This window comes from Paraburkholderia sp. J41, from assembly GCF_905220235.1.
Lineage (GTDB): Bacteria > Pseudomonadota > Gammaproteobacteria > Burkholderiales > Burkholderiaceae > Paraburkholderia.
In genome coordinates, this window is record NZ_CAJMZE010000005.1 from 253,958 (window position 1) to 279,548 (window position 25,591).

At 66.5% G+C, this 25,591-nt stretch carries 23 protein-coding genes; 12 read left to right on the forward strand and 11 right to left on the reverse strand.

The genetic code is table 11. The features are described 5' to 3' along the window. Positions 1 to 222 precede the first annotated feature (222 nt). Together U5805_RS07610 and U5805_RS07615 are read left to right on the forward strand one after the other, a co-directional pair. Entirely contained in the window at positions 223 to 2,493 is a 2,271-nt protein-coding gene (locus tag U5805_RS07610; protein ID WP_322102835.1) for a glycogen debranching N-terminal domain-containing protein, read from the forward strand. Between the two features lie 159 nt (positions 2,494 to 2,652). Further along, a complete protein-coding gene (locus U5805_RS07615) occupies positions 2,653 to 4,152 on the forward strand; it encodes an aldehyde dehydrogenase family protein (protein ID WP_322102836.1) in 1,500 nt (499 codons plus the stop codon). Positions 4,153 to 4,199: 47 nt separating this feature from the next. Here U5805_RS07615 and U5805_RS07620 read toward each other — a convergent pair whose 3' ends face one another. Beyond that, positions 4,200 to 5,102, reverse strand: a complete 903-nt coding sequence (locus U5805_RS07620; protein ID WP_322102837.1) for a LysR substrate-binding domain-containing protein — start codon at positions 5,100 to 5,102, stop codon at positions 4,200 to 4,202. 126 nt (positions 5,103 to 5,228) lie between these two features. Here U5805_RS07620 and U5805_RS07625 point away from each other — a divergent pair, with 126 nt between their 5' ends. Beyond that, positions 5,229 to 6,422, forward strand: a complete 1,194-nt coding sequence (locus U5805_RS07625; RefSeq protein ID WP_322102838.1) for an MFS transporter — start codon at positions 5,229 to 5,231, stop codon at positions 6,420 to 6,422. 54 nt (positions 6,423 to 6,476) lie between these two features. Here the strand turns inward: U5805_RS07625 and U5805_RS07630 are convergent, their stop codons facing one another. The 8 genes from U5805_RS07630 to U5805_RS07665 form a co-directional block, all read right to left on the reverse strand. Beyond that, positions 6,477 to 7,238: an ABC transporter permease gene (locus U5805_RS07630; protein WP_322102839.1), complete on the reverse strand. Its 762-nt coding sequence runs from the start codon at positions 7,236 to 7,238 to the stop codon at positions 6,477 to 6,479. Further along, a complete protein-coding gene (locus U5805_RS07635) occupies positions 7,235 to 8,209 on the reverse strand; it encodes an ABC transporter ATP-binding protein (protein WP_322102840.1) in 975 nt (324 codons plus the stop codon). The genes U5805_RS07630 and U5805_RS07635 overlap by 4 nt, the downstream gene beginning before the upstream one ends. 451 nt (positions 8,210 to 8,660) lie before the next feature. Beyond that, positions 8,661 to 9,686, reverse strand: a complete 1,026-nt coding sequence (locus tag U5805_RS07640; RefSeq protein WP_322102841.1) for a porin — start codon at positions 9,684 to 9,686, stop codon at positions 8,661 to 8,663. A 75-nt stretch (positions 9,687 to 9,761) separates the two neighbouring features. Next, positions 9,762 to 10,814 (reverse strand): hypothetical protein, encoded by a 1,053-nt coding sequence (locus tag U5805_RS07645; RefSeq protein WP_322102842.1) that lies wholly within the window; start codon positions 10,812 to 10,814, stop codon positions 9,762 to 9,764. A gap of 20 nt (positions 10,815 to 10,834) precedes the next feature. Next, the gene (locus U5805_RS07650; protein ID WP_322102843.1) at positions 10,835 to 11,671 is read right to left on the reverse strand and encodes an IclR family transcriptional regulator; all 837 of its coding nucleotides are present in this window, start codon (positions 11,669 to 11,671) and stop codon (positions 10,835 to 10,837) included. Positions 11,672 to 11,702: 31 nt separating this feature from the next. Next, positions 11,703 to 12,635: a DUF6282 family protein gene (locus U5805_RS07655; protein WP_322102844.1), complete on the reverse strand. Its 933-nt coding sequence runs from the start codon at positions 12,633 to 12,635 to the stop codon at positions 11,703 to 11,705. Between the two features lie 11 nt (positions 12,636 to 12,646). After that, positions 12,647 to 13,411, reverse strand: coding sequence for an HpcH/HpaI aldolase family protein (locus U5805_RS07660; protein WP_322102845.1), 765 nt, complete (start codon positions 13,409 to 13,411; stop codon positions 12,647 to 12,649). Continuing rightward, positions 13,408 to 13,818, reverse strand: coding sequence for a cupin domain-containing protein (locus U5805_RS07665; RefSeq protein ID WP_322102846.1), 411 nt, complete (start codon positions 13,816 to 13,818; stop codon positions 13,408 to 13,410). Before U5805_RS07665 ends, U5805_RS07660 begins: the two co-directional genes overlap by 4 nt. Positions 13,819 to 14,106: 288 nt before the next feature. Here U5805_RS07665 and U5805_RS07670 point away from each other — a divergent pair, with 288 nt between their 5' ends. From U5805_RS07670 to U5805_RS07710, 9 genes are all read left to right on the forward strand, one after another. Then, positions 14,107 to 15,543, forward strand: coding sequence for an NAD-dependent succinate-semialdehyde dehydrogenase (locus U5805_RS07670; protein WP_322102847.1), 1,437 nt, complete (start codon positions 14,107 to 14,109; stop codon positions 15,541 to 15,543). Between the two features lie 8 nt (positions 15,544 to 15,551). Further along, the gene (locus U5805_RS07675) at positions 15,552 to 17,195 is read left to right on the forward strand and encodes a GMC family oxidoreductase (RefSeq protein ID WP_322102848.1); all 1,644 of its coding nucleotides are present in this window, start codon (positions 15,552 to 15,554) and stop codon (positions 17,193 to 17,195) included. Between the two features lie 166 nt (positions 17,196 to 17,361). Next, positions 17,362 to 18,705, forward strand: a complete 1,344-nt coding sequence (locus U5805_RS07680) for an MFS transporter (protein ID WP_322102849.1) — start codon at positions 17,362 to 17,364, stop codon at positions 18,703 to 18,705. 207 nt (positions 18,706 to 18,912) lie between these two features. Next, on the forward strand, positions 18,913 to 19,773 hold the full coding sequence (locus U5805_RS07685) for a MurR/RpiR family transcriptional regulator (protein WP_322102850.1): 861 nt from the start codon (positions 18,913 to 18,915) through the stop codon (positions 19,771 to 19,773). Between the two features lie 189 nt (positions 19,774 to 19,962). Next, positions 19,963 to 21,012, forward strand: coding sequence for a C45 family peptidase (locus tag U5805_RS07690; RefSeq protein WP_322102851.1), 1,050 nt, complete (start codon positions 19,963 to 19,965; stop codon positions 21,010 to 21,012). Positions 21,013 to 21,032: 20 nt separating this feature from the next. Beyond that, positions 21,033 to 22,388: an aspartate aminotransferase family protein gene (locus tag U5805_RS07695; RefSeq protein WP_322102852.1), complete on the forward strand. Its 1,356-nt coding sequence runs from the start codon at positions 21,033 to 21,035 to the stop codon at positions 22,386 to 22,388. A 248-nt stretch (positions 22,389 to 22,636) separates the two neighbouring features. Then, the gene (locus tag U5805_RS07700) at positions 22,637 to 23,203 is read left to right on the forward strand and encodes a carboxymuconolactone decarboxylase family protein (RefSeq protein ID WP_322102853.1); all 567 of its coding nucleotides are present in this window, start codon (positions 22,637 to 22,639) and stop codon (positions 23,201 to 23,203) included. 31 nt (positions 23,204 to 23,234) lie between these two features. Further along, entirely contained in the window at positions 23,235 to 23,459 is a 225-nt protein-coding gene (locus tag U5805_RS07705) for a hypothetical protein (RefSeq protein WP_322102854.1), read from the forward strand. A gap of 367 nt (positions 23,460 to 23,826) precedes the next feature. Continuing rightward, entirely contained in the window at positions 23,827 to 24,114 is a 288-nt protein-coding gene (locus U5805_RS07710) for a YodC family protein (protein ID WP_322102855.1), read from the forward strand. A gap of 236 nt (positions 24,115 to 24,350) precedes the next feature. On the opposite strand, the gene U5805_RS07715 is transcribed toward U5805_RS07710, so the two are convergent. Together U5805_RS07715 and U5805_RS07720 are read right to left on the reverse strand one after the other, a co-directional pair. Then, a complete protein-coding gene (locus U5805_RS07715) occupies positions 24,351 to 24,983 on the reverse strand; it encodes a LysE family translocator (RefSeq protein WP_322102856.1) in 633 nt (210 codons plus the stop codon). 128 nt (positions 24,984 to 25,111) lie between these two features. Further along, the gene (locus U5805_RS07720) at positions 25,112 to 25,576 is read right to left on the reverse strand and encodes a superinfection immunity protein (RefSeq protein WP_322102857.1); all 465 of its coding nucleotides are present in this window, start codon (positions 25,574 to 25,576) and stop codon (positions 25,112 to 25,114) included. Between the last annotated feature and the right edge of the window lie 15 nt (positions 25,577 to 25,591).

Below are 25,591 nucleotides of genomic sequence, written 5' to 3' on the forward strand. Positions count from 1 at the left end.
AAGCGTTTCCCGCGCTTGGCCGCACGCGCGCCGGGCGCGGCGGCATCGCTTGAAAGCCGCCTGAAAACGGGCGCCCGCACGTGTCAGCGTGCCGGCGCCCGCAATTTTTTCCGCGCACGTTCCTTGCAGGCATGCCGGGCCTGCCGCGCATCCTCCTGCAATGTGTTCGCTCAAGCCGCTAGAATCGGGTGGAAGTGCAGCGAACCCGAATGGAGGCATTGCATGCAGGACCCAGAAGGACTCGGCGGCGTCACGCGCTCAACGGGCGTGGATCATCCCCAGCAAGAAATCGACGGCGCGTTCATCGCGCCCGAAACGCCCGAAGTCGCGAGCGCGACCCAGCATGTGCTGAAGTCGGGCGACACGTTCATCGTCAACGATCCGCTGGGCGACCTCACCGGCATCGACGACGGCCTCTTCGTCAACGACACGCGCGTGCTGTCCTCGCTGCGTCTCACGTTCGGCGGACGCGTGCCTTCGCTGCTTTCGGGCAGCGTGAGCAGCGACAACACCGCGTTCACCGCGCACCTGACGAATCGCCCGCTGCCGCCGCTCGGCGGCTCGACCACGCCCGAAGGCGTGATTCACGTTTCGCGCGAACGCGTGCTCTCGGGCACGATGATGACCGAGGCCATCGAACTGACGAACTACGGCACCACCGACGCCGTGGTGCCCGTTTCGGTCTCGTTCGCAAGCGACTTCCGCGACATGTTCGAAGTGCGCGGGCTCAAACGCGAGAAGCGCGGCACGCTTTCGGCGCCGCGCGTGGAAGAGGGCACGGTGCGGCTCGAATACATCGGGCTCGATCAGGTCGCGCGGCGCGTGCGCATCGACTTTTCGCCGGCGCCCGACAAGCTGCTCGCCGACCGCGCCGATTTCACCGTCGACCTGCCCGCGCAAGCCTGCGTCTCGCTGTACCTCACGGTGTCGATCGAAGTGGAAGCGCTCGCGGGCGCGGCGCCCGGCGCGCCGAGCGCGGGCATCATCCAGCCCGACCATTGCCTCGTGAATTCGGGCGAGCGCGTGGGGCGCGCGGCCATGCGCGCGGCGCTCGTCGATTCGCATATCGTGATGCGAGAGCGGCGCCGTTCGGCAGCGCGGCTGCGTTCGAGCAATCCGCTTTTCAATGCGTGGATCAACCGTTCGATCGCCGATCTCGGACTGCTCACCACCGACTTGCCGACGGGCCCGTATCCGTACGCGGGCATTCCGTGGTTTTCCACGCCGTTCGGCCGCGACGCCGTGATCACCTCGCTGCAAACGCTGTGGCTCACGCCCGCGCTCGGGCGCGGCGTGCTGCGTTTTCTCGCGGCGCATCAGGCGCGCGAGGACTCGCCGTTCCGCGACGCGGCGGTCGGCAAGATCATGCACGAGATGCGCAAGAGCGAGATGGCGGCCACGGGCGAAGTGCCGTTCGCGCTCTACTACGGCGGCGTGGATACGACGCCGCTGTTCGTGGTGCTGGCGGGCGCCTATGTCGAGCGCACCGGCGACCTCGCGCTGATCGACGAGCTGTGGCCCGCGCTCGAACGCGCGGCCGCGTGGGTCGCGGGCGTTTGCGATCGCAACACGCTCGGCCTGCTCGACTATCGGCGCGAATCCGAGGGCGGTCTCGCGAATCAAGGCTGGAAGGACAGCCACGACTCCGTGTTTCACGCCGACGGCCGTTTCCCCGACGGCCCCATCGCGCTCGTGGAAGTGCAGGCGTACGCAAGCGCCGCATTCGAAACGATGTCGCGCTTCGCCTCGCATCGCGGCCAGGTGGAAGACGCCGCGCGTTATGCCGCGCGCGCCGACAAAATCCGCCGCGCCGTGGAAGAAAAGTATTGGATGCCGGAATCGGAGTTCTACGGCATCGCGCTGGACGGCCACGGCGAACTGTGCCGCGTGCTCGCCTCGAACGCGGGTCATCTGCTCGCGTTCGGGCTGCCCGAATACGAGCGCGGCCGCGCGGTCGCGAGCACGCTCGAATCGGCGCTCTTTCATACGGGCTGGGGCGTGCGCACGCTGGCGGCGGGCCAGGCGCGTTTCAATCCGATGGCGTACCACAATGGCTCGGTCTGGCCGCACGACAACGCGATTTGCGCGCGCGGCCTCGCGCGCTACGGGCGCAAGGAAGCGGCGGTGCGCTTGTTGCAGGCGCTGTTCGAGGCGGCCGTGACGTTCGACATGCGCTTGCCGGAACTCTTCTGCGGCTTCCCGCGCCGCCGCGGCGAGCCGCCCACGGCGTACCCGGTCGCGTGTCTGCCGCAAGCGTGGGCCGCGGGTTCGCCGTTCATGATGCTCGAAGCGTGTCTGGGCGTGACCATCGACGCGGCGCGCAACGAAGTGCGCGTCGAGCAGCCCATGCTGCCCGAAGGCATCGACTGGCTCGAAGTGGGCGACCTGCGCGTGGGCAAGTCGACGGTCACGCTCATGTTCCGCCGCGTGGACGGCGGCAAGGTCGTGGCTTCGGCCGATCGCGGCGACGTGAAGGTGGTCGCGCTGCTGTAAGCGGTCGCGGCGCGGGTGTGTTTCCAATCGGAAAATACCCGCGCTCGCGCGTGCCGGGAGGGTGAAAACCGCGATTGTCGGCATAAAACGGCGCGTGTATAGTGCCTCGGGTATTGATGTTTCTTATCGGAAACTCCAGAACCAGAGGGAATGTGCGTCATGAATGCCTCGACCATCCTTGCCGAACTCGGCATCGCGCAGCGCGCGCAAGCGGGCGATATCGCCGTGCATTCGCCGATCGACGGCGCGTTGATCGGCCGCGTCGCGAGCCGGCCGGTGGCCGCTGTCGATGCGGCGCTCGCACAGGCGCAACATGCGTTCAAGACGTGGCGCGACGTGCCCGCGCCGCGCCGCGGCGAACTCGTGCGGCTGCTCGGCAACCGGCTGCGCGAAAAGAAGCGGGCGCTCGGCGCGCTCGTCACGCTGGAAACCGGCAAGATCCTTCAGGAAGGCATGGGCGAAGTGCAGGAGATGATCGACATCTGCGACTTCGCCGTGGGGCTTTCGCGCCAGCTTTACGGCTTGACGATCGCTTCGGAGCGGCCCGGTCATCGCATGGCCGAAACGTGGCATCCGATGGGCGTGTGCACGGTGATTTCGGCGTTCAATTTTCCCGTTGCCGTGTGGTCGTGGAACGCGGCGCTCGCGCTCGTGTGCGGCAACGCGGTGGTGTGGAAGCCCTCGGAGAAAACGCCGCTCACGGCGCTGGCCGTCGAGGCCATTCTGCAAGAGGCGCTGAAGGCGTTCGGCGATGCGCCCGAAGGGCTCGCGAGCGTGCTGATCGGCGGGCGCGAAGTGGGCGCGAAACTCGTGGCCGACGCGCGCTCGAACATTGTGAGCGCGACGGGCAGCACGGAAATGGGCCGCGCCGTGGGCGTGGAAGTCGCACGCCGTTTCGGCCGCCCGATTCTCGAACTTGGCGGCAACAACGCGGGCATCGTCGCCGCCACGGCGAACATGGAACTCGCGCTGCGCGGCATTCTGTTTTCGGCCGTGGGCACGGCGGGCCAGCGCTGCACGTCGCTGCGCCGCCTGTTCGTGCATGAAAGCGTGTACGACAAGACCGTCGAACGGCTGAAAACGCTGTACGGCAAGGTCAAGGTCGGCAATCCGCTGGAGGCGGGCACGTTGATGGGACCGCTCGTCGACGAAACGGCGTTCAAGCGCATGCAGTCGGCGCTGGAGCAGGCGAAGCGCGAGGGTGGCGCGGTGTTCGGCGGCGAGCGTTACGCGGTGGCGGGCAGCGAGAAGGGCTTTTACGTGCGCCCGGCTATCGTCGAAATGCCGCGGCAAACGGAGATCGTGTTGACGGAAACTTTTGCGCCGATTCTCTACGTGCTCAAGTATCGCGATTTCGACGACGCCATCGCCGCGAACAATGCCGCCGCGCACGGGCTTTCGTCGTGCGTGTTCACGAACGACCTGCGCGAGAGCGAGCGTTTTCTGTCCGACGCGGGCAGCGATTGCGGCATTGCCAACGTCAATATCGGGCCGAGCGGCGCGGAAATCGGCGGCGCGTTCGGCGGCGAAAAGGAAACGGGCGGCGGCCGCGAATCGGGCTCGGACGCGTGGAAGGCATATATGCGGCGCGCGACGAATACGGTCAATTATTCTTCGGCGCTGCCGCTCGCGCAGGGCATCGACTTCAATATCGAATAGGCGGTGGGCGAAGCTTCAACGTGAAAGCCTGCGAGAAGCGGGCTTTTTTATTTGTCGCCGGCGTTTGCCGTCTCCCTCGCCAGCGCGACGAACCGCTCCACGCAGGCCGCGCCGAACGGCTCGATCCACGAGACGGTTTGTTCGAGCGCCGGCGCGCCCGCGATCGGCACGTACGCCACGCCGGGGCGTTGCAGCGCGCGCGTGAACGCGGGCACGATGGCCACGCCGCGTTCGGCCGCGACCAGCGAAACGAGCGTCGCGACCTGCGAGGCCGCCGCGCTCGTGCGCGGCGTCACGCCGGCTTGCGCGCACAGCATGTCGAGCGCCGCCGTCATCGCCGAACCGTGGCCGGGCGGAAACACGAGAAAGGTCTCGTCGCGCAACGCCGCGATGTCGAGCGCCGGTTCGCTCGCGTGCGCGCTCGCGCAAGGCACGGCCGCGACCAGCGGCTCGCGCGCCACCACGAGCGTCTTGAGGCCGTCCGCGTGCGCCGCCCGCGCCGACCAGCCGAAGCCGATGTCGAGTGCGCCGTCGACGATCTGGCGCGGCTGGCTTGCCGTGGCGACCTCGCGAAACGTGAGATCGACGTCGGGCAGTGCGCGGCCCGCGCGGCGCACGATGACCTCGAACGCATCCGACATCGGGATCGAACTCGTATAGCCGATCACGATGCGCCCCGTCACGCCTTGCGCCATCCTGCGCGCGGCGTGTTCCGCTTCGCCGGCGGCGTCCAGCACGGCGCGCGCGCGTTCGAGAAAGCGCGCGCCTTGCGGCGTGAGTTGCACGCTGCGCGTGGATCGGTCGAAGAGACGAATGCCCAGTTCGGCTTCGAGCGCCGAAATATGACGCGTGAGCGGCGGTTGCGCAATGCGCAGGCGCGCCGCCGCGCGGCCGAAGTGCAGTTCGTCGGCGACGGTCACGAAATAGCGGAGGCGGCGCAGATCGAGCATTGTTGTGGCTTGCGGTATCAATGGCGACGAAATCGGTATTGGCGTGCGCGCGGCGCGATCGTCAGACTGTCGATAGACGCGTTTTCCTCGCGCCGACATCGCGACATCGACAAACCGGTTTCCAGCATGAACGAAAAAACCCGCCGCGCCGCGTTTTTCCTTTGCGGCTTCGCGGCCTTCATCAACCTGTATTCGACGCAGGGCATCCTGCGCGAACTCGCGCTCGCCTTCAACGTGAGCGCCGAGCGCGCGGGCCAGGGCGTGAGCGCGACCACGCTGGCCGTCGCCATTATCGCCCCGTTCGTCGGCATGCTGGCCGCGCCGTTCGAGCGGCGCAAGGCGATTGCGTGCGCGGCGGTGCTTTCCGCGTTGCCGGCGGCTTGGGCGGCGCATGCGGAAAGCTTTGCGGCGTTTCTCGCGGCGCGCTTCGCGGCGGGCGTGCTGATGCCGTTCATCTTCGCGATCTCGATTGCGTTCGTGGGCGAGCGCTACGGGCGCGACGGTGCGGCCGAAGTCGGCGCGCTGTTCGTCGCGGGCACGACGCTGGGCGGTTTCGCGGGCCGTTTCGTCACCAACGGTCTCACGGCAACGCTGGGCTGGCGCTACGCGCTCGACGTGGACGCGCTGCTGTGCCTCGTCGCCGGTCTCGCGATCTACGCGGGCCTGCCCGCGTCGCACGCGGCGGCGCGCGCCGAACACGCAGGCGAAGGCGCCGCGCCATCGCACTGGAAAGCGCTGCTGCGCGCGCCGCTGCTCGCGTCGTTCGGCGTGGGCGCGTGCGTGCTCGCTTCGCAGGTCGCAACGTTCACCTTCGTCGGCTTGCGGCTCGCGCGCGCGCCGTTCGCGTTCACCACGGCCGGCATCGGCGCGATCTACGCGGTGTTTCTCGTGGCGGTCGTCGTCACGCCGATCTCGGGACGCCTCGCGCGCCGGCGCGGGTCGCGCGCGCTTGCGCTGGCGGCCGTGGCGCTCGGTATCGCCGGCGCTCTGCTTACGCTCTCCGCCAGTGTGGCGGCGATTCTCGCCGGTCTCGCGCTCGGCTCGACGGCCGTGTTCGTGGAGCAGGCTTCGGCCAACACGTTTATTTCGCAGCGCGCGGCGGCGGCGCGCTCGACGGCGATCGGCGTCTATCTGTCGTGCTATTACCTGGGCGGCAGTCTCGGCTCGGTGCTGCCGGTGCCCGCTTGGCATCGCTGGGGCTGGGCCGGCTGCGTGGCGTTCGTGATCGGCGCGCAGGCGCTGGCCGGCGTGCTGGTTTTCGTGTTCTGGCGCGAGCCGCGCGGCGTGCCGCGAACACGGCCCGCGCGCGCATCGGCCTGAAATCGAGCTGAAATCGACCCGAAATGACGGCGAGGGCCGCGAGGGCCGCGTCGCTCAGCTTTTCAGGCGGTAGCCGGTCTTGAAGATCCACGCGGTGATGCCGACGAATACGCCGAGAAACGCCGCCGTCATCAGCAGGCTCACGCCCACGTCCACGTCGGCGAGACCGTAGAAGCTCCAGCGAAAGCCGCTGATGAGATAGACGATCGGGTTGAGCAGCGTGATCGCGCGCCACGCGGGCGGCAGCATGTCGACGGAATAGAAGCTGCCGCCCAGAAAGGTGAGCGGCGTGATGATGAGCAGCGGCACGATTTGCAGCTTTTCGAAGTTGTCCGCCCAGATGCCGATGATGAAGCCGAGCAGGCTGAACGTGATCGCCGTGAGCAGCAGGAACAGCACCATCCAGAACGGATGCTGGACCTGGATCGGCACGAACAGCGCCGAAGTCGCGAGAATGATGACGCCGAGTACGACCGACTTGGTTGCCGCCGCGCCGACATAGGCGATCACCGCTTCGAAATACGACACCGGCGCGGAAAGCAGTTCGTAGATCGTGCCCGTGAAGCGCGGGAAGTAGATGCCGAACGACGCGTTGGAAATGCTCTGCGAGAGCAGGGAAAGCATGATGAGGCCCGGCACGATGAACGCGCCGTAGCTCACGCCGCTCACTTCCTTGATGCGCGAGCCGATCGCGGAGCCGAACACGATGAAGTAGAGCGAGGTGGAGATCACGGGCGCGACGATGCTTTGCATCAGCGTGCGCCGGGTGCGCGCCATTTCGAAGCGGTAAATGGCGGCAATTGCGTGGATGTTCATGGTGCGGTTACCTGTCCGTTGTCGTTTTTCGCATTCGATGCCGCCGCCGCGTCCTTGCCGACGAGGCTCACGAAGATGTCCTCCAGGGAGCTTTGGCTCGTTTTAAGATCGGTGAAGCCGATGCCGGCGTCGTTGAGGCTCTTGAGCAGCGCGATGATGTCGTTGCGTTCGTTTTCGGCGTCGTAGGTGTAGGTCAGTTCGGTGCCGCCGTCGGCCAGTTCGAGACGCCATGCACCCAGCGCGGGCGGAATGACGGCAAGCGGCGCTTCGAGCTGCAAGGTCAACTGCTTGCGGCCGAGCTTGCGCATCAGCGCGTCCTTGCGTTCGACGAGCATGATTTCCCCGGCATTGATCACGCCGATACGGTCGGCCATTTCCTCCGCCTCGTCGATGTAATGAGTGGTCAGGATGATCGTCACGCCGTTCGCTTTGAGCCCGCTTACGAGCTTCCACATGTCGCGGCGCAGCTCGACGTCCACGCCTGCCGTCGGTTCGTCGAGAAAGAGGACTTGCGGCTCGTGCGAGAGCGCCTTGGCGATCAGCACGCGGCGTTTCATGCCGCCCGAAAGCGTGACGATCTTGCTGTTGCGCTTTTCCCATAGCGAGAGATCGCGCAGCACGCGCTCGATATAGGCGGGATTGGCGGGCTTGCCGAACAGGCCGCGGCTGAACGAGACGGTGGCCCATACCGTTTCGAACGCGTCCGTCGTCAGTTCCTGCGGCACGAGGCCGATCAGCGAGCGCGTGCTGCGGTAGTCGGCGACGATGTCGTGGCCGTCCACGCGCACGCTGCCTTCGCTCGCATTGACGATGCCGCAGATAATGCTGATCAAGGTGGTTTTTCCGGCGCCGTTCGGTCCCAGCAGCGCAAAAATCTCGCCGCGATGGATGTCGAGATTGATGTTCTTGAGCGCGTGGAATCCCGATGCGTAGACTTTCGAGAGATTCTGGATGGAGAGGATCGTTGGCATGAGCATGACCTGAATTGGGCTTTTCGCGGCGGGCAGTGCCGGTATCGAAGCTGCCTCGAAATACGTCAAGGTCGTCACTGTACCGAAAACGGCAAGCTCGCGTGCGAGGCGACGCTCAGGCGTGGGAATAGGTTGGCGTGACGCAAGGCAGGGGACGCCGCCGGCGCTGGCCGTGAAGCCGCGCGCCGCTTTGTGCGCTGCACGCTGTCGCGCCGGCGGCATGCGTGGCGAGAATGCGCGGGCGTCGGGAACGGTGTGGAAGCAAGCCTTCGCGGCGCGTGCGGGAAAGCTCGCTCGCGGCGACGCCGCGACGCCTTGCTGCGCCGCAGGCGGTTGCGGTCAGCGAAAGCCGGGCGATTGCCCGGCGAATTGAGATGAGGGCGTGCGCCCGGCGGCTCGGCGGCGGCGGGCACACGCAACGCGCAACGCGCAACGCGCGCGAAGGCGCGTCTTAAAACGCCTGTACGATGCCGAGCTGCACGCCGCGCGCGGGTGCGCCCGGATAGGCGAGCGCGAGGCCCGCGTTCGCCGCGCCCACGAGCCGGTATTGCGCGCTGCCGCGATTGTCGAGCCACGAAAGCGCGGCATAGACGCTCGTGCGTTTCGAGAACGCGTAGTTGAAAAGCGCGCTGTATTGCGCCGCGTCGTTGCTGCCGATGCGGTCTTGCAGGAACGTGTAGCCGAGCGCAGCCCAGGCGAACGGCGAGAAGGTCCAGCGGCCCGAAACTTCGACGCTTCGAATGTCGATGTGCATGTCGTCCCACGAAGCGCCCGCGTAGCCGGCATAGAGCCGGATCGCGCCGAAGTCGTAGGAGCCGCCCGCGAACGTCGAGCGCTCCGTGCTGGTCGCGTTGGCGTTGCGCACGCCTTGCATCGCGTAGACGGCGGAGATCGACTGATTGTCGTAGGTCAGCGCGAACTGATAGTTGGAGCCGCCCGAGCGGAAGCCGCCCGCATCGCCGAGACCGATGTAGCCCGACGCCTGAAATCCCGCGAATTTCGGCGAAAAATACCCGACCGTATTGCTCGTGCGATAGGTGTAGACGCTCAGGTTGTCGATACCCGAAGCCTGCGTCGCGCCGCCGAATGCGTCGAGCCGCCCTTCGTTGAGAAACAGCAGGGAGTTTTGCCGCCCGAGCCGCACGCTGCCCCACTGGCCCGACGCGCCCACCCACGCTTGGCGGTTGAACAGCGAGCCGGCCGTTGAGAACGTGCCGTCGTTCGAATTGAAGCCGTTTTCCAGGTCGAAGTCGATCTTGTTGCCGCCGCCCAGGTCTTCCGAGCCGCGAAAGCCGATGCGCGAGCCGTACTGGCCGCTGCTGTTCATCGCGGCCGTGTAGCCCTTGCCGGTATCGACGTATTGCACGAAGGTGTCGATGAGTCCATAAACCGTCACCGACGACTGCGCGTGCGCGGTGGAAGCGGCAAGGAGCGGCAGCGCGACGAGCGCCGCATAGCGTGGGGTCAAGCGTTTCATAGGTCTCCTGGGTTTTATTTAATTCGGATTACTGATTATCTGGACGAAGGCGCGCCGCAAGCAGCGCGCACGGTGCTAGCCGGCGGAAGGCGCGAACTGCTGCCAGTAGCCGGGACGGCTCGATTGCTGTTGATACGTCTGCACGCTGTCCGCCGCGCGGCCCAATATTCCGGCGGCCGTCTGGTTGCGGTCCCGCAGGTACGCATCGAGTTCCGCGATGGCGTCGCCGAGCGCCGCGTAGCCGCGCGTGAGAACGGCCGAGGTCATTTCGGTCGCGCACGCGCCCGCGAGCAAAAAGCGCGCGACGTCGAGCCCGTTGCGCGCGCCGTTGGTGGCGAGCAGCGGAAAGTCCGCGCCCACGCGGCGGCGCGCGAGCGAGATCCAGCGCGCCGTGAGCGGCAGCGCCCAGCCGCCGCCCACGGCCGCGTTGGTGCCGAGCACGGGGCGTTGCGTCTCGAGATCGGGCAGGAAGCCCATGAAGCGGCCCATCAGGATCACGGCGTCCGCGCCGCCCGCCCTGGCGGCTGCCGCGATGCCCGCGACGTCCTCGCTCTGGCCGGTGAGCTTGATCCACAGCGGCAGCGTCGTGGCCGCCCGCAGCCGCGCGACGATGCGCGTGATGCGCTCGGCGTCGCGTTCGAGGCGAATGGCGCCTTGCGCCGCTTCCTCGCCGTGCGGCGCGCCGATGTTCACTTCGAGCACGCGCAAGCCCGCCTGCTCGATTTGCGCGGCGAATCGCGCGCATTGTTCGAGGTCGCCAAGTATCAGGCTCGGAATCACGTAGCTGTCGTTCGCGCGCGCTTCGGCGTCGAGCGCGGCCAGCTCGTCGATCCAGCCTTCGAAGCCGCGTTGCAGCAGGCCCGAACGGCAAAAGAGCGTGGCGTCCTGCGCGGCGGCCTCGTGCCACGGCACCGGGTTCCAGTGCGTGTCGAGCAGCGCGTAGTCGGTGCGATCGAGCTGGTCTTTCGCGGCCTGCGATTCGTTGGTCGATTTCGCGACCACGGCGCCCGCGCCCTGGCGCAGCGCCGCGCGGATCGCGTCGCCGGTCATGGTGTGCTCGCCCGCGCCGCAAATCACGGGGTTCTTGAGGGCGAGCGCGCCCGCGCGGCTTTCCAGTCGATTCGTCATGATGCGTCCGGTGCGTGTGTTCAGTCGGTTTTCTTGCGATGCGCCGCGAGCGTGTGCTCGTAGGCGTTGCCGTTAAGGCGCGCGCTCAGCGCGGCGGCGGCGGTTTGCACGTGCTTGAGCATGGCCGGCTCCGGCGGCGAGACCACTTCGCCGCTCGAACCCACCACGCCGATCGTGCCCAGCACCACGTTGTTGTGGCCGAAGATCGGGCAGCACAACGCATTGATGCCGACCGTCACCTCGCCGGGCGCATCGTCGTAAAGGCGCGCGCGGATCAGCTTCAGGCGTTCGGCGAGTTCGGCGGGATCGGTCATGGTGTGCGGCGTGAGCGGCGGCATCTTGCGCCGCATCACGCGCTGCTGGCTGGCTTCGTCGGCGAATGCGAGCACGATGCGCCCCTGCGCCGAGCAGTACGGCTGCACGCGATTGCCGGGCTTCACCGAAATGCACACGTTGGCTTTCGATTCGACGGTCGCCACCACGAGCGCGGTGTCGTTGGTCGCCACCGAAAGCAGGGCGGTCTGGCCCGTCGCGTCGCGAATCTGCGTGAGATAGGGGTCGGCGAGCTGGCGCAGGTCGAACTGCTCGCTCGCGGCCGCGCCGTAGATCACGAGGCGCGCGCCGAGCCGGTACTTCTCGCTCACCGGGTCCTGCTCCACCACGCCGAGCTGGCGCAGCGAAGCCAGATGCCGGTACACGCGCGGCTTGGGTTCCTCGATGATCTGCGCAAGCTCGGTCACGCCCATCGGCCGTCGCGCGGACGACAGCTCGTCGAGCAGCTTGAACACGATATCCACCGATTCCAGCAGCGCCGGACCTTCTCCCGCTTCCTGAATGCGCGCCTTTTGCGTTGCCATTGATTCGTTCTCCGGTTGTGCCCGGCGCGGTTCAGATGCCCATCAGCCGGGCGGCGTTGCCCGACGTCATTTTACGGATGTCCGACTCGCCGTAGCCAATGTCGAGCGCGGTGCGTATCACGCTGCGGAATCCGTCGCCGATGGTCGGATTGCCCTTCTGACCGAGATCGGAGCCCAGAATCGTCAGGTCGACGGTGCCCGCCTCGATCACCTGGCCGAGAAATTCGGGATCGTAGAACTTGAACTTGGAGCCGGGCACCCACATGCACATCGAATGCTCCATGAACACGCCCTCGCTCGCGAGCTGGCGCATGTGATCGAGCGTCGCGTCGACCACGTAGGTCGGGTGGTTCACGAGCAGGCGCCGCACGCCGCGTTTGCGCGCCTCCTCGAACAGCGGAAAGATTTCGGAGATGTGCAGATGGCCGCCCGAGAGCACCACGCCCGCTTCGGCGATCAGGTCGAGAATCGCGAGCACTTCGTCCTTGAGCTTGCCGTCGTCGTCGAGCACGGTGAGCGGGATCGGCTCCAGCATGCGCTGCGTCGTCTGCGGAAATTTCTGGTCGAACTGCTTGTCCTGATGATGATGCGCGATGTGGTTCTTCGAAGAGAACGTCGGCATCCACACGAGATCGGCGCCCAGTTTCAGGCCGTGCTCGACCGCATGCACGTTCAGGCCGCCCACGGCGTTGTTGAGCGGCACGCCCGAAAGCACCTGCACGCCCGAATCGGCGAAATGCTTGTTGAGCAGATACGAAACCGGCGTACACGAGTAGTAGTGGTCCTTGAGCAGCACGGCCTTGATGCCGGAGGCCGACGCCTCGCGAATCGCTTCGACGTGATCGAGATAGCGCGCCATGACGGAAGGGCCGCTATGACAATGCAGGTCGATCGCGCCTTGCATGAGGCGGTCGATCTGCGCGTCCTGTTCGGCGGTGTCGTGGTCGAGAAGGGTGTCGTTCATGGCAATTCCTTTCAGAGTGCGGCGCGCACGTGCTGCGCGGCCTGGCGCCAGCCGGCGCGCATCATGGATTGATCCGAGCCGATGACAAAAAACGAGGCGCCCGCCGCGCGCCATTCGGGCACGCTCGCGGTTTCGCCGAGAAAAATTCCGCCGGTCTTGCCGGCTTGCACGGCCGCGCCGAGCGCCGCGCGCGTGGCGCGGGCCACGGCGGGCGCGTCGAGATCGAACGTGCCGAGCGACACGGAAAGGTCCGCGCGCCCCACGAACAGGCAGTCCACGCCTTCCACGGCGGCAATGGCGTCGAGATGCGCGAGCGCCTCTTCGTCCTCGATCTGGCAGATCACGCCGATGCTTTCGTCCTGCCGCGCGATGTGCTCGCGCATCGGCATGACGCCGTAGTCGCCGGCGCGCGCCGAGTTCGAAAACCCGCGCACGCCCTGCGCGTAACGCGTGCGGGCAACGATTTCGGCGGCTTGCGCGGCGTTGCGCACGTGCGGCACGAGCACGCCTTCCGCGCCCATGTCGAGCACGCGCAGCAAGGTGGCCGCCTGGGTGTCCGGCACGCGCACGAGACCGGCCACGCCCGCGGCGCGGCACGCCATGAGGCATGCGTCCAGCGTGCCCGCGCCGAACGCGGCGTGTTCCGCGTCGATCACCACGGCGTCCAGCCCGGCCGCGCCCGCCACTTCGACCGGCTGATAGTGGCCCGTCTTGATGAACGAGCTGACGATCGGCTCGCCCGAGCGCAAGCGCTGGCGAAACGGCCGCGCGTTCACGCCGAAGCTCCGGCGCGGGCTTGCCGCGGTGCGAATTCGCCGGCCTGGTAGTCGACCAGATGGCGGTAGTCCTCGCGCAGCGGCGCGAACACGTCGAGGTTGAGCACCACCTCGTCGCCGACCGGCTCCGCGTAATGCACGACGTGCGGCGGGATGCGGATCATCGTGCCGGGGCCGCCTTCGATCACGTCGTCGTCGAGATGAAAGCGCACGCGCCCCTGCACGATGATGACGAGCTGCTCGAACGTATGGCTGTGCGGAAACACCTGCATGCCGGGCGTGAGCCAGTTCATCACGCACATCACGTCGTCGCCGCGAAAGCCGACGCGTTCCACGCCCTTGCGCACCACTTCGCGCGGCAGGTCGTTCCAGTTGTGAAGCAGGTCCTGATAGTTCTTCGCGTTCATCGGCGTGAGCCCTTCGTGGATGACACGGCGCGCGGGGAAGGCGCTTTCGTGTTTCGATTAAAAGAACAATTTTTCGACGAGGGGAATCCTAGTTGTTGTTTCAAGCACCGGTCAAGCTTCAATGCCGATAAAACGCGTCGGGATTTATACCTGGCGACAAGTGCTTGACAGGGCTCGAAAAGTGACTCTACGATGTGTCGATGAAAAGAACATTGTTTCTTTCATGAAAACGACAAATCGCAGAAAAGTCATGAACGAAGGTCGCAAGACCGCAAAGGACGCAACACGATGACTCTGGAAACTCCCTTGCTGATCGACGGTGCGTGGCGCGCCGGCACGCACACCCGGCGCTCGACGGTGCGCGACCCCGCCACGGGTGCGTCGCTCGGCGAACTGACGCTCGCGAGCGAGCAGGACATGGCGCTCGCGCTCGCGGCGGCGCAGCGCGGCTTCGAGGCGTGGCGCAAGACTTCGGCATACGAGCGCGCGAAAATCCTCGGGCGCGCGGCGGACCTGCTGCGCGAGCGCGCCGAAACCATCGCGCAGCTCATCACGCGCGAGCAGGGCAAGCCGCTTGCCGAGGCGCGCATGGAAGCGGGCGGCGCGGGCGATCACGTCGACTGGTATGCCGAGGAAGGGCGCCGCGCGTATGGCCGTCTGATTCCGCCGCGCCAGCGTGGCGCGCGCCAGATCGTGCAGCGCGAGCCGGTCGGGCCGGTGGCGGCGTTCAGCCCGTGGAACTTTCCGGTTTCGCAGCTCGTGCGCAAGATCGCGGGCGCGCTCGCGGGCGGTTGTTCGATCGTCGCGAAAGGGCCGGAGGAAACGCCGTCGTCGTGTATCGAAATGTGCCGTGCGTTTCAGGACGCGGGCGTGCCGGACGGCGTGCTGAATCTGCTGTTCGGCGTGCCGGCCGAAGTGTCGTCGTATCTGATCCAGTCGGAGGCGATCCGCAAGGTCTCGTTCACGGGCTCGGTGCCCGTCGGCCGCACGCTGGGCGCGCTGGCGGCCCGGCATTTGAAGCGCTGCACGCTCGAACTGGGCGGCCACGCGCCGTTCATCGTCTGTGACGACGCCGACGTGCCCGCCGCCGCCGCGCTCGGCGCCGCGCTGAAGTTCCGCAACGCGGGCCAGGTGTGCGCGTCGCCAACGCGCTTTTTCGTGCAGTCGGGCGTCTACGAAACCTTTGTCGACGCGTTCGCGAACCAGAGCGCGCGGCTCGCCGTGGGCGCGGGCAGCGACGCCGCCACGCAGATGGGACCGCTCGCGAATGCGCGCCGCGTGGACGCCATGAGCGCATTCGTCGACGATGCGCGCCAGTGCGGCGCGACCGTGCGCACGGGCGGCGAACGCATCGGCGGCACGGACGGCTTCTACTTCCAGCCGACCGTGCTCACCGACGTGCCCGAAGCCGCCCGCGTGATGCGCGAAGAGCCGTTCGGCCCGATCGCGGTGGTGCTGCGCTTCGACACGCTGGACGAAGCGATCGCGCGCGCCAACGCGTTGCCTTACGGACTCGCCGCGTTCGCGTTCACGCGCTCGATCGCCACGGCCACGCGTTTCGCCGACGATCTCGAATGCGGCATGGTTTCGATCAATCACTTCGGCCTGGCCGCGCCGGAAACGCCGTTTGGCGGCTGGAAGGACAGCGGCTACGGCAGCGAGGGCGGCAGCGAAGGACTCGACGCCTATCTGCAACCGAAGTTCGTCAGCCAGATCGGCGTGTGAGTGGATACATGAGCGGCGTATCGAAACACACGGCGATGGAAACCTTCGACTACATCGTGGCGGGCGGCGGCTCGGGCGGCTGCACGGTCGCGGCGCGTCTGGCCGAAGCGGGTTGCAGCGTGCTGCTGCTCGAAGCGGGACCGCGCGACAATCATCCGTACATCCACATTCCCGGCACCTTCATTCGCGTTCACGGCACTCGCCGAACGTGGATGTACCGCACGGATGCGCAAGCGCACGTGAACGGCCGCGAGGTGTATATCCCGCAAGGCCGCACGCTGGGCGGCGGCAGCTCCGTGAACGCGATGATCTACATTCGCGGCCAGCAGCAGGATTACGACGATTGGGCGGCGGCGGGCGCGAGCGGCTGGCGTTTCGCCGATGTCTTGCCTTACTTCCGCCGCGCCGAAGGCAACCAGCGGCTGGGCGCGCCGCTGCACGGCCAGGACGGCCCGCTCACCGTGAGCGACGGCACGCACCGGCATCCGCTGAGTCTCGCGTTCGTGCAGGCGGCGATGGAAGCGGGCGTGCCTTACACCGCCGACTTCAACGGCGCGCGGCAGGAAGGCGTGGGCTATTACCAGACGACGACGGAAGCGGGGCGCCGTTGCAGCTCGGCCGTGGCGTATCTCGGGCGCGTGCGCGGGCGGCACAACCTGAGCGTGCGCACCGGCTACGAAGTGGAGCGTCTCGTATTCGAAGGCCGCCGCGCCGTCGGCGTGATCGCGCGCGCCGACGACGGCAGCCGCCACGAATTCCGTTGCCGCGAGGAAGTGGTGCTGAGCGCGGGCGCGCTCGCCACGCCGAAAATCCTGATGCTCTCGGGCGTGGGCGAGGGCGCGCACCTGCGCGAACTGGGCGTGGAAGTGCTGCGCGATCTGCCCGGCGTGGGGCGCAACTTCCAGGACCATCTTTCGGCTTCGGTGTACGGACGCACGCGCGAGCCGGTGAGCCTGCTCGGCCACGATCGCGGCGTGAAGGCGTTGCGTCACGGTCTGCAATACGTCGCCGCGCGGCGCGGGCTGCTCACGTCGAACGTGATCGAGAGCGGCGCTTTCGTCGATGCAACCGGCTGCGGGCGCCCGGACGTGCAGTTCCACGTCGTGCCCGCGCTGGTCGGCGACGTCGATCGCGCGCCGCCCGAAGGTCACGGCATCTCGGTGAACCCGTGCGCGCTGCGGCCGAAATCGCGCGGCACGCTGCGCCTGCGCAGCACCGATCCGCGCGAGGGCTTTGCGCTCGACGCGGGCTTTCTTTCCCACGAGGACGATCTGCGCACGATGGTGGCGGGCGTGCGGTTCGCGCGGCGTATCATGCGCGCGCCGTCGCTCGCGCGGCTGCTCGACGGCATGCTGGTGCTGCCCGATACGGCCGACGACGCAATCCCCGAAAGCGTGTACGAGGACTACGTGCGCGCGGTGGCGAAGACGGTGTTTCATCCCGTGGGCACCTGCAAGATGGGCACGGACGCGCAAGCGGTCGTGGCGCCCGACCTGCGCGTACACGGGCTGCAAGGACTGCGCATCGCCGATGCGTCCGTGATGCCGCTGATCGTGAGCGGCAACACGAATGCGCCGACCATCATGATCGGCGAGCGCTGCGCGGACTTCATGCTCGCGCAACGCGAGGCCGGGACGCGGCGCGCGGCCTGACGCGGCCCGCGCGAACGCGCGCGGGCGGACGTGGCCGCAGAGCCGCGCCGCCCGATCGCGCGGGCAGTACCACGGCGAGCTCGCGCGAGCGGCTTGCGAAGATGCACACAAGACACCTCTAAAGCAGCAAACGAGACAGCACAACACGCAGTCGAGGAGACACCCCATGAATCTGCTTTCCCGCCCGACGTTCGATTCCGCACGCGACTGGGCCTTGTACAACCGCATCGCGCGGCGCATTCTGCCGTTCCTGTTTTTTCTCTACATCATTTCGTTTCTCGACCGCGTGAACGTCGGGTTCGCGAAGCTGCAAATGGCCGCCGATATCGGCTTGAGCGACACCGCGTTCGGCTTTGGCGCGGGCGTGTTCTTCATCGGCTATTGCATCTGCGAAATTCCGAGCAACCTGATGCTGCAACGCTTCGGCGCGAAATTCTGGATCGCGCGCATCATGGTGCTGTGGGGCATCGTTTCCTCGTGCATGCTGTTCGTGCATACGCCCACGGCGTTCTACGTGCTGCGCTTTCTGCTCGGCATTTCCGAGGCGGGCTTTTATCCCGGCATCGTGCTTTATCTCACGTACTGGTTCCCGACTTACGCGCGCTCGCAGGCCATGGCGTATTTCAATCTGGGGATTGCGCTCGCGGGCGTGTTCGGCAGTCCGCTTTCGGGCTGGATCATGCAGACCTTTGCGGGCGTGGGCGGGTTGGAAGGCTGGCAATGGCTGTTTCTGCTCGAAGGCTCGCCCGCCATCGTGTTCGGCATCGTCACGTATTTTTATCTCGACGACGGCCCCGGCAAGGTTCGCTGGCTCAGCGCCGAGGACAACGCGCGCGTAACGACGCAACTCAACGCGGAGCGCGGCGCGAACGAACGCGAGGGCGCGCGGCACGACTTCGGCGCGGCGTTCACGAACGCGGGCATCTGGTGCTTGATCGTCACGAATTTCACGCTGCTGTGCGGCACTTACGGCGTGTCGTTCTGGATGCCGCAGATCGTGAAGAATCTGGGCGTGCGCAATCTTTTCACGACCGGCCTGCTCGCCGCCGTGCCGTTCGCGGTGGCGGCCGTGGTGATGATCGTCGTCAGCAAGCATTCCGATCGCACGAAGGAGCGCCGCTGGCACGGCACGATCGCCACGGCGCTCTCGGCGGCGGGCCTCGCGTTCAGCGCGTGCTTTCACGGCCAGCCGTGGCTTTCGCTGATCGGCTTGAGCGTGGCGATGGCGGGCGGTTTGTCCGGCTTCTGCGTGCTGTGGGCGCTGCCGGGCGTGCTGCTGACCGGTCAGGCGGCCGCCGCCGCGATCGCGCTGATGGCGATGATCGGCAACCTGGGCGGCTACGCGAGCCCGTTCCTGATGGGCTGGCTGCGCGATCGCACGGGACACCTCGAAAGCGGGCTCTACGCGCTTGCCGCGGTAACGCTGATCGGCGCGCTCACGATGGCGTGCGTGCCGCAACTGCGGCGCCGCGCGCCCGCCCGAAGCATCGTGGGCGACACGCCGGCTTAAGGGCGCTTTCGCGCGTGCTCGCGCCCGTTTGCGCCCGTTCGCGCGTGCTCGCGCGCAGCGGCGAAGGGCATGGCGATGCGGCACGCCGGCGACTAAACGCGCCAAGGTCGGAAGCACGCGCGAAATTGCGCATCGGAAACCGTCACGCTTGCAACACTCCGCAACACGAGTGATAACATTTGTTGTCACTCATTGCCCGAGCCTTGCATGCCCGACAGTTTCGACCAGCTCGCCGCGCTGATCCGCGCGCGCTTTGCCGACCTGAGCCCGCAATTCCAGACCGGCGCCGCCTTCCTGCTCGACCATCCCGACGAAGTCGCCGTTTCCTCGATGCGCAAGGTCGCCGAGCGCGCCGGCGTGCAGCCCGCATCGCTCGTGCGTTTGTCGCAGCAACTGGGCTTTCCGGGCTGGAACGAGTTGCGCGATCTGTTTGTCGCGCGCGTGCGCACGCGTCCCGAGCCGCTGTCGAGCCGCGCGCGCTCGCTCGTCGCGGGGCAGAGCAAGGACGGGCTCGCGCGCGATCTGCTCGTGGCGCAGCAGCACAATCTCGAAGCGAGCGCCGCGCAAAACAGCCGGGCGATGAGCGAGGCCGCGCGCGTGTTGCGCCGGGCCAAACACGTGCATGTGGCCGGTTTCCGCTCGTGTTACGCGGTGGCTTTCGGTCTCGTGTACGGCTACCGGCTGTTCCGGCCTTCCGTGTCGCTGCTCGGCGGCGAGGCGGGCACGCTCGAAATGCAGTTGCTCGGCATCGAGCGCGAGAGCGCGACCATCGTCGTGAGCTTCGCGCCGTATTCGGTGGAAGCCGTGCGCGTGGCCGAGGCGGCGCTCGAAAAGGGCAGCCGCCTGATCGCGCTCACCGACAGCGCCGTTTCCCCCATCGCGCTCAACGCCGAAAAGGCGCTCATCTTCACGCACGAAAGCCCGTCGTTCTTCCCCTCGCTCGTGGCCGCGACGGCGCTGGCCGAATCGCTCGTCGCCCATCTGCTCGCGCTCGAAGGCGCGGGCGCGATCTCGCGGCTCGAAGCCGCCGAGCGCACGCTCAACGCGCGCGGCGCCTACATGCCCTAAGCGCTTTTTTATCGACGAAGCCCATTGCCGGGCGCGCGTTACCGCGGAACGCGCGCCCGGTTTCGTTCGCGGGTTTAAACTTCATATGTTGTTTTGATAATTATATAAACAACATATGTTGCGAAAAGGAAAATTCCGGCGTATAAATCGACGCTACGCAAACAACGCGTGAATCCAGCGAGATTTTCGATGCAGGCACTCAAGACTTATCGCGTGGCCGGTTCCGCCGAGTCGATCGGGCGGCAACTCGGCGCGCTCGCGAAACCGGTTTTCGCCGACTACATGGCGCAAAGCGGCGCGTGGCGCGCGGTGAGCCGCTGGCGCGGCAGCGCGTTCGTCCGCGCGCTGCGCTCGGCGGCCGCGCGGCATTGCCCGGCGCACGTCGCGGAACTCGACGCCATGGCGCACGCGCTCGGCTGGCCCGCCGACGACCTTTTTCTCTGGAATTGCCGCGGCGAACTGATCCACAACGCGCCCGACGGCTGCACGACGCTGGCGGCGCGCGAGGGCGCGAACGGCCTGATCGCGCACAACGAAGACGGCGACCCGTGGCTGCTCGGCCGCTGCTGTGTCGTGGAGGTCGAGCCGGAAGGCCAGCCCGGCTTCACGAGCTTCTACTATCCCGGTTCGCTGCCGGGCCACACGTTCGCGGCCACGCGCGCCGGACTCGCGCAGGCGATCAACAACGTGCGCATTCGCGAACCGCGCGCGGGCGTGCCGCGCATGCTGCTCGCGCGCGCCGTGCTCGACGCCCGCTCGCTCGACGCCGCGCTCGCGCTGCTGCGCGACACGCCGCGCGCGAGCGGTTTCCATCACACGATCGGCGGTGTGGATGCGGCGGGCGCGGTGCGCGTCATGAGCGTCGAAGCCACGGCGCGGCGCTGTTCCCCGGTCGAGGTGAGCGCGCCTTCGGGCCATGCGAATCATCTGATCCACGCGGGCTGCGAGCACGAGGCGCAAATCGTCACCGATTCGTCGCGCGACCGCCAGGCGCGGCTGGCGGAACTGCTGCCCGCGCTCGGCGCGCAGCCGGACGGCGCGGCGCTCGTGCGCACGCTGCAAGACCGCGCGGGCGCGGGCCTGCCGATTTTCCGCGACGACCCGCACGACCCCGACGACGAAAACACGCTCGCCACGGCCTGCATGCGCATCGAGCCGCGCGGCGTGGCGTTCGACGTATGGCAACGCGGCGCGCGCGTGCTCGACGCATTCATCCCTGCCGCGCGCACGCGCGCCTGACACTTTCCTTCGAGGTCTCCATGAGCCAGGTTTTCCATCGCATGCCCAAGCAAACGCTGCCCGTCGCGGTGGCGGGCGACGGCATCGAAATCGTCGATTCGACGGGCAAGCGCTACATCGACGCGAGCGGCGGCGCGGCCGTATCGTGCCTCGGCCACAGCAACGCGCGCGTGATCGAAGCGATCCAGCGCCAGGCGCGCCAACTGCCGTACGCGCACACCTCGTTTTTCACGACCGAGGCGTCGGAGCAGCTTGCCGATCGCCTGGTTGCGGCGGCGCCGGAAGGGCTCGATCACGTGTATTTCGTTTCGGGCGGCTCCGAGGCGATCGAAGCGGCGCTCAAGCTCGCGCGTCAGTATTTCGTGGAGAAGGGCGAGCCGGCGCGCCGCCACTTCATCGCGCGCCGCCAGAGTTATCACGGCAACACGCTGGGCGCGCTCGCGATCGGCGGCAATGCGTGGCGGCGCGAGCCGTTCCTGCCGATCCTGATCGAATCGCACCACGTGAGCCCATGCTATGCGTACCGCGAGCGCCACGAAGGCGAAACCGACGAAGCCTATGCGCAACGTCTCGCCGACGAACTCGAGCGCAAAATTCTCGAACTGGGCGCGGAGAACGTGGCCGCGTTCGTGGCCGAAACCGTGGTGGGCGCGACGGCCGGCGCGGTGCCGCCCGTGCGCGACTATTTCCGCAAGATTCGCGCGGTGTGCGACCGCTACGGCGTGCTGCTGATTCTCGACGAAATCATGTCGGGCATGGGCCGCACCGGTCATCTGTACGCGTGCGCGGAAGACGGCGTCGCGCCCGATCTGCTGACGATCGCGAAAGGCCTGGGCGCCGGTTATCAGCCGATCGGCGCCACGCTCGTGAGCCGGCGCATCTACGAGACGATCGTGGGCGGCAGCGGCTATTTCCAGCACGGCCATACCTATATCGGGCATGCGACGGCGTGCGCGGCGGCGCTCGAAGTGCAGCGCGTGATCGCCGAGGAAAACCTGCTCGACAATGTGCTCGCGCGCGGCGAACAACTGCGCGCGCGCCTGCGCGAACGTTACGCGAATCATCCTTATGTGGGCGACGTGCGCGGGCGCGGCTTGTTCGTGGGCGTCGAACTCGTGCGGGATCGCGCCACGAAGGCAACGTTCGATCCGGCGCTGAAGCTGCACGCGGCGATCAAGCGCGAGGCGTTCGCGCGCGGCTTGATGGTGTATCCGATGGGCGGCACCGTGGACGGCAGGCACGGCGACCATGTGCTGCTCGCGCCGCCATTTATCTGCACGGAGCGCGATATCGACACCATCGACGCGCGTCTTGGCGAGGCTTTGCAAGGCGCGCTGGTTGCGGCTGGTGTGGCTGCCGTGGCGGGACCGGCGTGACCCACGTTTTGAAATGAGTTGCGCATGAGCCTGGCGGCGGGTTCCGGCACGAGCGCATGGTGTGCAACTAACGCCTATCCTGTGCTGGGCCGTCAATTCAACGTGCCGCCGCGGCGATGGGTTTCTGTTTTCGCAGCGGTTCGCGCCAGCGCTCGCTGTGCAACTAACCGCCTGCCGCTTCCCAAAACCGCGAGTTCGGCGCGCAGCCGCGCAACCGATGCTTTTCTGAACATCAACGGAGTCCACCGATGACGCAAACCACAAAGCCGCGGCTTCCCGCATTCGACGCTGCCAGCGCGTCGCCGGAGCAAAAACGCGTGCTGGACGAAATTCTCACGGGGCCGCGCGGCAATCTCAACGGGCCGTTTCTCGGCTGGATTCACAGCCCGGAACTCGCGCAGCACGCGCAGCGCCTGGGCGCGTTCTGCCGCTACAAAACCGGCTTGTCGTTGCGGCATTCCGAACTGGCGATTCTCGTGACGGCCGCGCGCTGGCAGGCGCAGGCGGAGTGGTACATCCACTACCCGATCGCGCTGCAAGCGGGAGTGCCCGAAGCGCTGGCGGAGCAGATTCGCGCGGGCGCCGCGCCCCGGTTCGACGATTCCGGCGACGCGCTCATTTACGCCTTTACGACCGAGCTGTACGACAACAAACGCGTTTCGGACGCCACTTACGCGCGCGCCGTCGAGCGTTTTGGCCACGAAACGACGATCAATCTCGTGGGCTTGCTCGGCTACTACGCGCTCGTGGCGATGACGCTCAACGTGTTCGACATGCGCGCCGACGGGCAGACAACGCTTCCATTCGCCGAATAGCGCTTGCGCCTGTTGATTGCGCGGTGGCTTCATGACGCCCCGTCCGTTTGCTCCCGGCGGGGCGTTTGTTTTAAACGATTGCCCGAATAAACGTGTCAGCCATATTTCACCGGCGATATTTAATCGTTCGGTTAATCGACAGTATTTCATGTTTGAAATGATCGCCGAAAATAAAAAACGAACGAGCGATCTTCGCAGCGGTAAACGTTTCCATTCCCGCTCTCACCCGGTATCGGGCTTTGAACCATGCGATTAATACTGTACGAAAGGCGAGGTTTGTAATGCGAACCCATTGCCGCCAAAATGCATTGCTCTGCGCAAATAATAATACTGTTGAAGCCTCGACGCCCCGTGCCGGTAGCTTTTGCCTTGAATTCGCATAGCTTTCCGTAAATTGTTCTGTCCGAAGTGCTTGACGCGTTTTAGCAAAATACCGTCGACAGGGTTTTCCGCAGGCCATATTGAAATGTCTTGCAAGCGTTAATTCGGGTTGTTAGTCTTGCCGAACTCATTATTACCGCTGAACTCCGTTAGCGAAAAAACGTCGAAAACCACAGTTCGGCAGCGGAACGCCAGATCCGCTTGAAGTATTTCTCTTCGTACCTTTTTCAACGGGGGACATCATGCTTGATACGACCATCGACGTTGCAGTTAGCCCGCGCGCCGCCTTGGCCAGCATTGGCGACGTGGTGACCCTGACTTCCGGCGGGCCGCGCATGACGGTGACGTATGCCGGGCCGGTAGGCTTCGCCGCCGGCCATTGGCTGATCTGCCAATGGTTCGACGAACACGGCGAACTGCGTCAGGACATGTTCGCCGACAACATGGTCGAGATCCAGCCGCGCTCCATTCCGGCTGCCTCGGTCAACATGTACGGCCTGTCCGGCGGCCGGGCCGCCAGCGGGTTTTGAGCGTCGTCGTCATCGCGGGCGCATGAGCGAGCCGCGGGCTTGCGCATGTAACCGGGCGGTGTAAGCGGGCGCGCCGCCGCGCAAACAGCACGCACGGATAACCGCACACAAAGCGTGCGCCAGCGCTTGCCGCAGTGTCGAAATGCGGTGTCGAAACGCGTGTCGAAACGCGTGTCGAAACACGGTGTCGAAACAAACGGCCAGGCCTTCGCGCCCGGCCGTTTGCGTTTCGAGCCTCAGCGCTGCCCTTCAGCGGCGATGCGCACGGCCAGCCCGGCCAGCACCGTGCCCATCAGCCAGCGCTGCAACACGAGCCACGCGGGCCGTCCCGCGAGAAACGACGCGATGGTGCCGGCCGTCATGGCCACGGCGGCGTTCACGCTGATCGAAAGCGCGATCTGCACGCTGCCGAGCACGATGGACTGGGTCAGCACGCTGCCGTGATGCGGGTCGATGAACTGCGGCAAAAGCGAAAGATAAAGAATCGCGATTTTCGGATTCAGCAGGTTCGTGACAAAGCCCATCAGAAACAGCTTGCGCGTGTTGTCGACCGGCAGGTCGCGCACCTGGAACGGCGAGCGACCGCCGGGCTTGAGCGTTTGCCACGCAAGCCAGAACAGGTAGAGCGCGCCGCCCAGACGCAGCGCGTCGTAGGCGAACGGCACGGCCATGAGCAGCGCCGTAATGCCGAACGCCGCGCACAGCATATAGAACACGAAACCGAGCGCGACGCCGCCCAGCGAAATCAGCCCCGCCTTGCGCCCTTGGCAAATCGAGCGCGAGATCAGATAGATCATGTTGGGACCAGGTGTGAGCGCCATGCCGAGCGCGACGGCGGCAAAGGCTAGCAACGGGGCGGCATGAGGCATGAACGGCTCCAGTGAGGGCGAAAAGGAAGGGCGGTGGTCGGAACGATTATTTCATGCACGACGCGCTTGCGCGCGCCGGAACCGCAGCGTTGGCCATTCGGATAAGACCGCATTCGACGCGCGCGTTGCTACGGCTTGCGATTGGCGGAGCGCGATTCGCGCGCCTGCACGCGGTCGTCCAGACGGCGCGAGAACGACAGCATGCCGATGCGGCGGCTGCGCACCTTGGTCTGGCCACCCAGGTCGCGCGGCGGATTCGGCTGAAGCGACCAGACGAGCGCGAGCGCCCAGCCAAGCACCGTCCAGCCAAGCACGGCGTTGAAAACGGCAATCACGAGCAGATCGTGACGGCGGCGGCGGTCGGCGATCAGGGCCGGGAGGAAATAGAGCGCGACCACGGCTGCGAGAGCGACGATCTCGAAGACGGAACGGCTCACCATAATTTGCTCTCCTGAAAATCGCGCGATGAATAGGGATTGACCATTGTCGCTCGGATCGGCGTCGGGCGCACGTAAGGTCCTGGCCGAACGGCCAACGACGAGCGCGAAGGGTGTCGGCGGCCGGCGGTTCGGGTCTATCATCAGGGTTTTCATCGCAGGGAACCGATC

Excerpts from the sequence above, each read along its gene's own strand:
- U5805_RS07610 (WP_322102835.1), top strand. The coding sequence starts at position 223 with ATGCAGGACCCAGAAGGACTCGGCGGCGTCACGCGCTCAACGGGCGTG.
- U5805_RS07615 (WP_322102836.1), top strand. The coding sequence starts at position 2,653 with ATGAATGCCTCGACCATCCTTGCCGAACTCGGCATCGCGCAGCGCGCG.
- U5805_RS07620 (WP_322102837.1), bottom strand. The coding sequence starts at position 5,102 with ATGCTCGATCTGCGCCGCCTCCGCTATTTCGTGACCGTCGCCGACGAA.
- U5805_RS07625 (WP_322102838.1), top strand. The coding sequence starts at position 5,229 with ATGAACGAAAAAACCCGCCGCGCCGCGTTTTTCCTTTGCGGCTTCGCG.
- U5805_RS07630 (WP_322102839.1), bottom strand. The coding sequence starts at position 7,238 with ATGAACATCCACGCAATTGCCGCCATTTACCGCTTCGAAATGGCGCGC.
- U5805_RS07635 (WP_322102840.1), bottom strand. The coding sequence starts at position 8,209 with ATGCCAACGATCCTCTCCATCCAGAATCTCTCGAAAGTCTACGCATCG.
- U5805_RS07640 (WP_322102841.1), bottom strand. The coding sequence starts at position 9,686 with ATGAAACGCTTGACCCCACGCTATGCGGCGCTCGTCGCGCTGCCGCTC.
- U5805_RS07645 (WP_322102842.1), bottom strand. The coding sequence starts at position 10,814 with ATGACGAATCGACTGGAAAGCCGCGCGGGCGCGCTCGCCCTCAAGAAC.
- U5805_RS07650 (WP_322102843.1), bottom strand. The coding sequence starts at position 11,671 with ATGGCAACGCAAAAGGCGCGCATTCAGGAAGCGGGAGAAGGTCCGGCG.
- U5805_RS07655 (WP_322102844.1), bottom strand. The coding sequence starts at position 12,635 with ATGAACGACACCCTTCTCGACCACGACACCGCCGAACAGGACGCGCAG.
- U5805_RS07665 (WP_322102846.1), bottom strand. The coding sequence starts at position 13,818 with ATGAACGCGAAGAACTATCAGGACCTGCTTCACAACTGGAACGACCTG.
- U5805_RS07670 (WP_322102847.1), top strand. The coding sequence starts at position 14,107 with ATGACTCTGGAAACTCCCTTGCTGATCGACGGTGCGTGGCGCGCCGGC.
- U5805_RS07675 (WP_322102848.1), top strand. The coding sequence starts at position 15,552 with ATGAGCGGCGTATCGAAACACACGGCGATGGAAACCTTCGACTACATC.
- U5805_RS07680 (WP_322102849.1), top strand. The coding sequence starts at position 17,362 with ATGAATCTGCTTTCCCGCCCGACGTTCGATTCCGCACGCGACTGGGCC.
- U5805_RS07685 (WP_322102850.1), top strand. The coding sequence starts at position 18,913 with ATGCCCGACAGTTTCGACCAGCTCGCCGCGCTGATCCGCGCGCGCTTT.
- U5805_RS07690 (WP_322102851.1), top strand. The coding sequence starts at position 19,963 with ATGCAGGCACTCAAGACTTATCGCGTGGCCGGTTCCGCCGAGTCGATC.
- U5805_RS07695 (WP_322102852.1), top strand. The coding sequence starts at position 21,033 with ATGAGCCAGGTTTTCCATCGCATGCCCAAGCAAACGCTGCCCGTCGCG.
- U5805_RS07700 (WP_322102853.1), top strand. The coding sequence starts at position 22,637 with ATGACGCAAACCACAAAGCCGCGGCTTCCCGCATTCGACGCTGCCAGC.
- U5805_RS07705 (WP_322102854.1), top strand. The coding sequence starts at position 23,235 with ATGACGCCCCGTCCGTTTGCTCCCGGCGGGGCGTTTGTTTTAAACGAT.
- U5805_RS07710 (WP_322102855.1), top strand. The coding sequence starts at position 23,827 with ATGCTTGATACGACCATCGACGTTGCAGTTAGCCCGCGCGCCGCCTTG.
- U5805_RS07715 (WP_322102856.1), bottom strand. The coding sequence starts at position 24,983 with ATGCCTCATGCCGCCCCGTTGCTAGCCTTTGCCGCCGTCGCGCTCGGC.
- U5805_RS07720 (WP_322102857.1), bottom strand. The coding sequence starts at position 25,576 with ATGAAAACCCTGATGATAGACCCGAACCGCCGGCCGCCGACACCCTTC.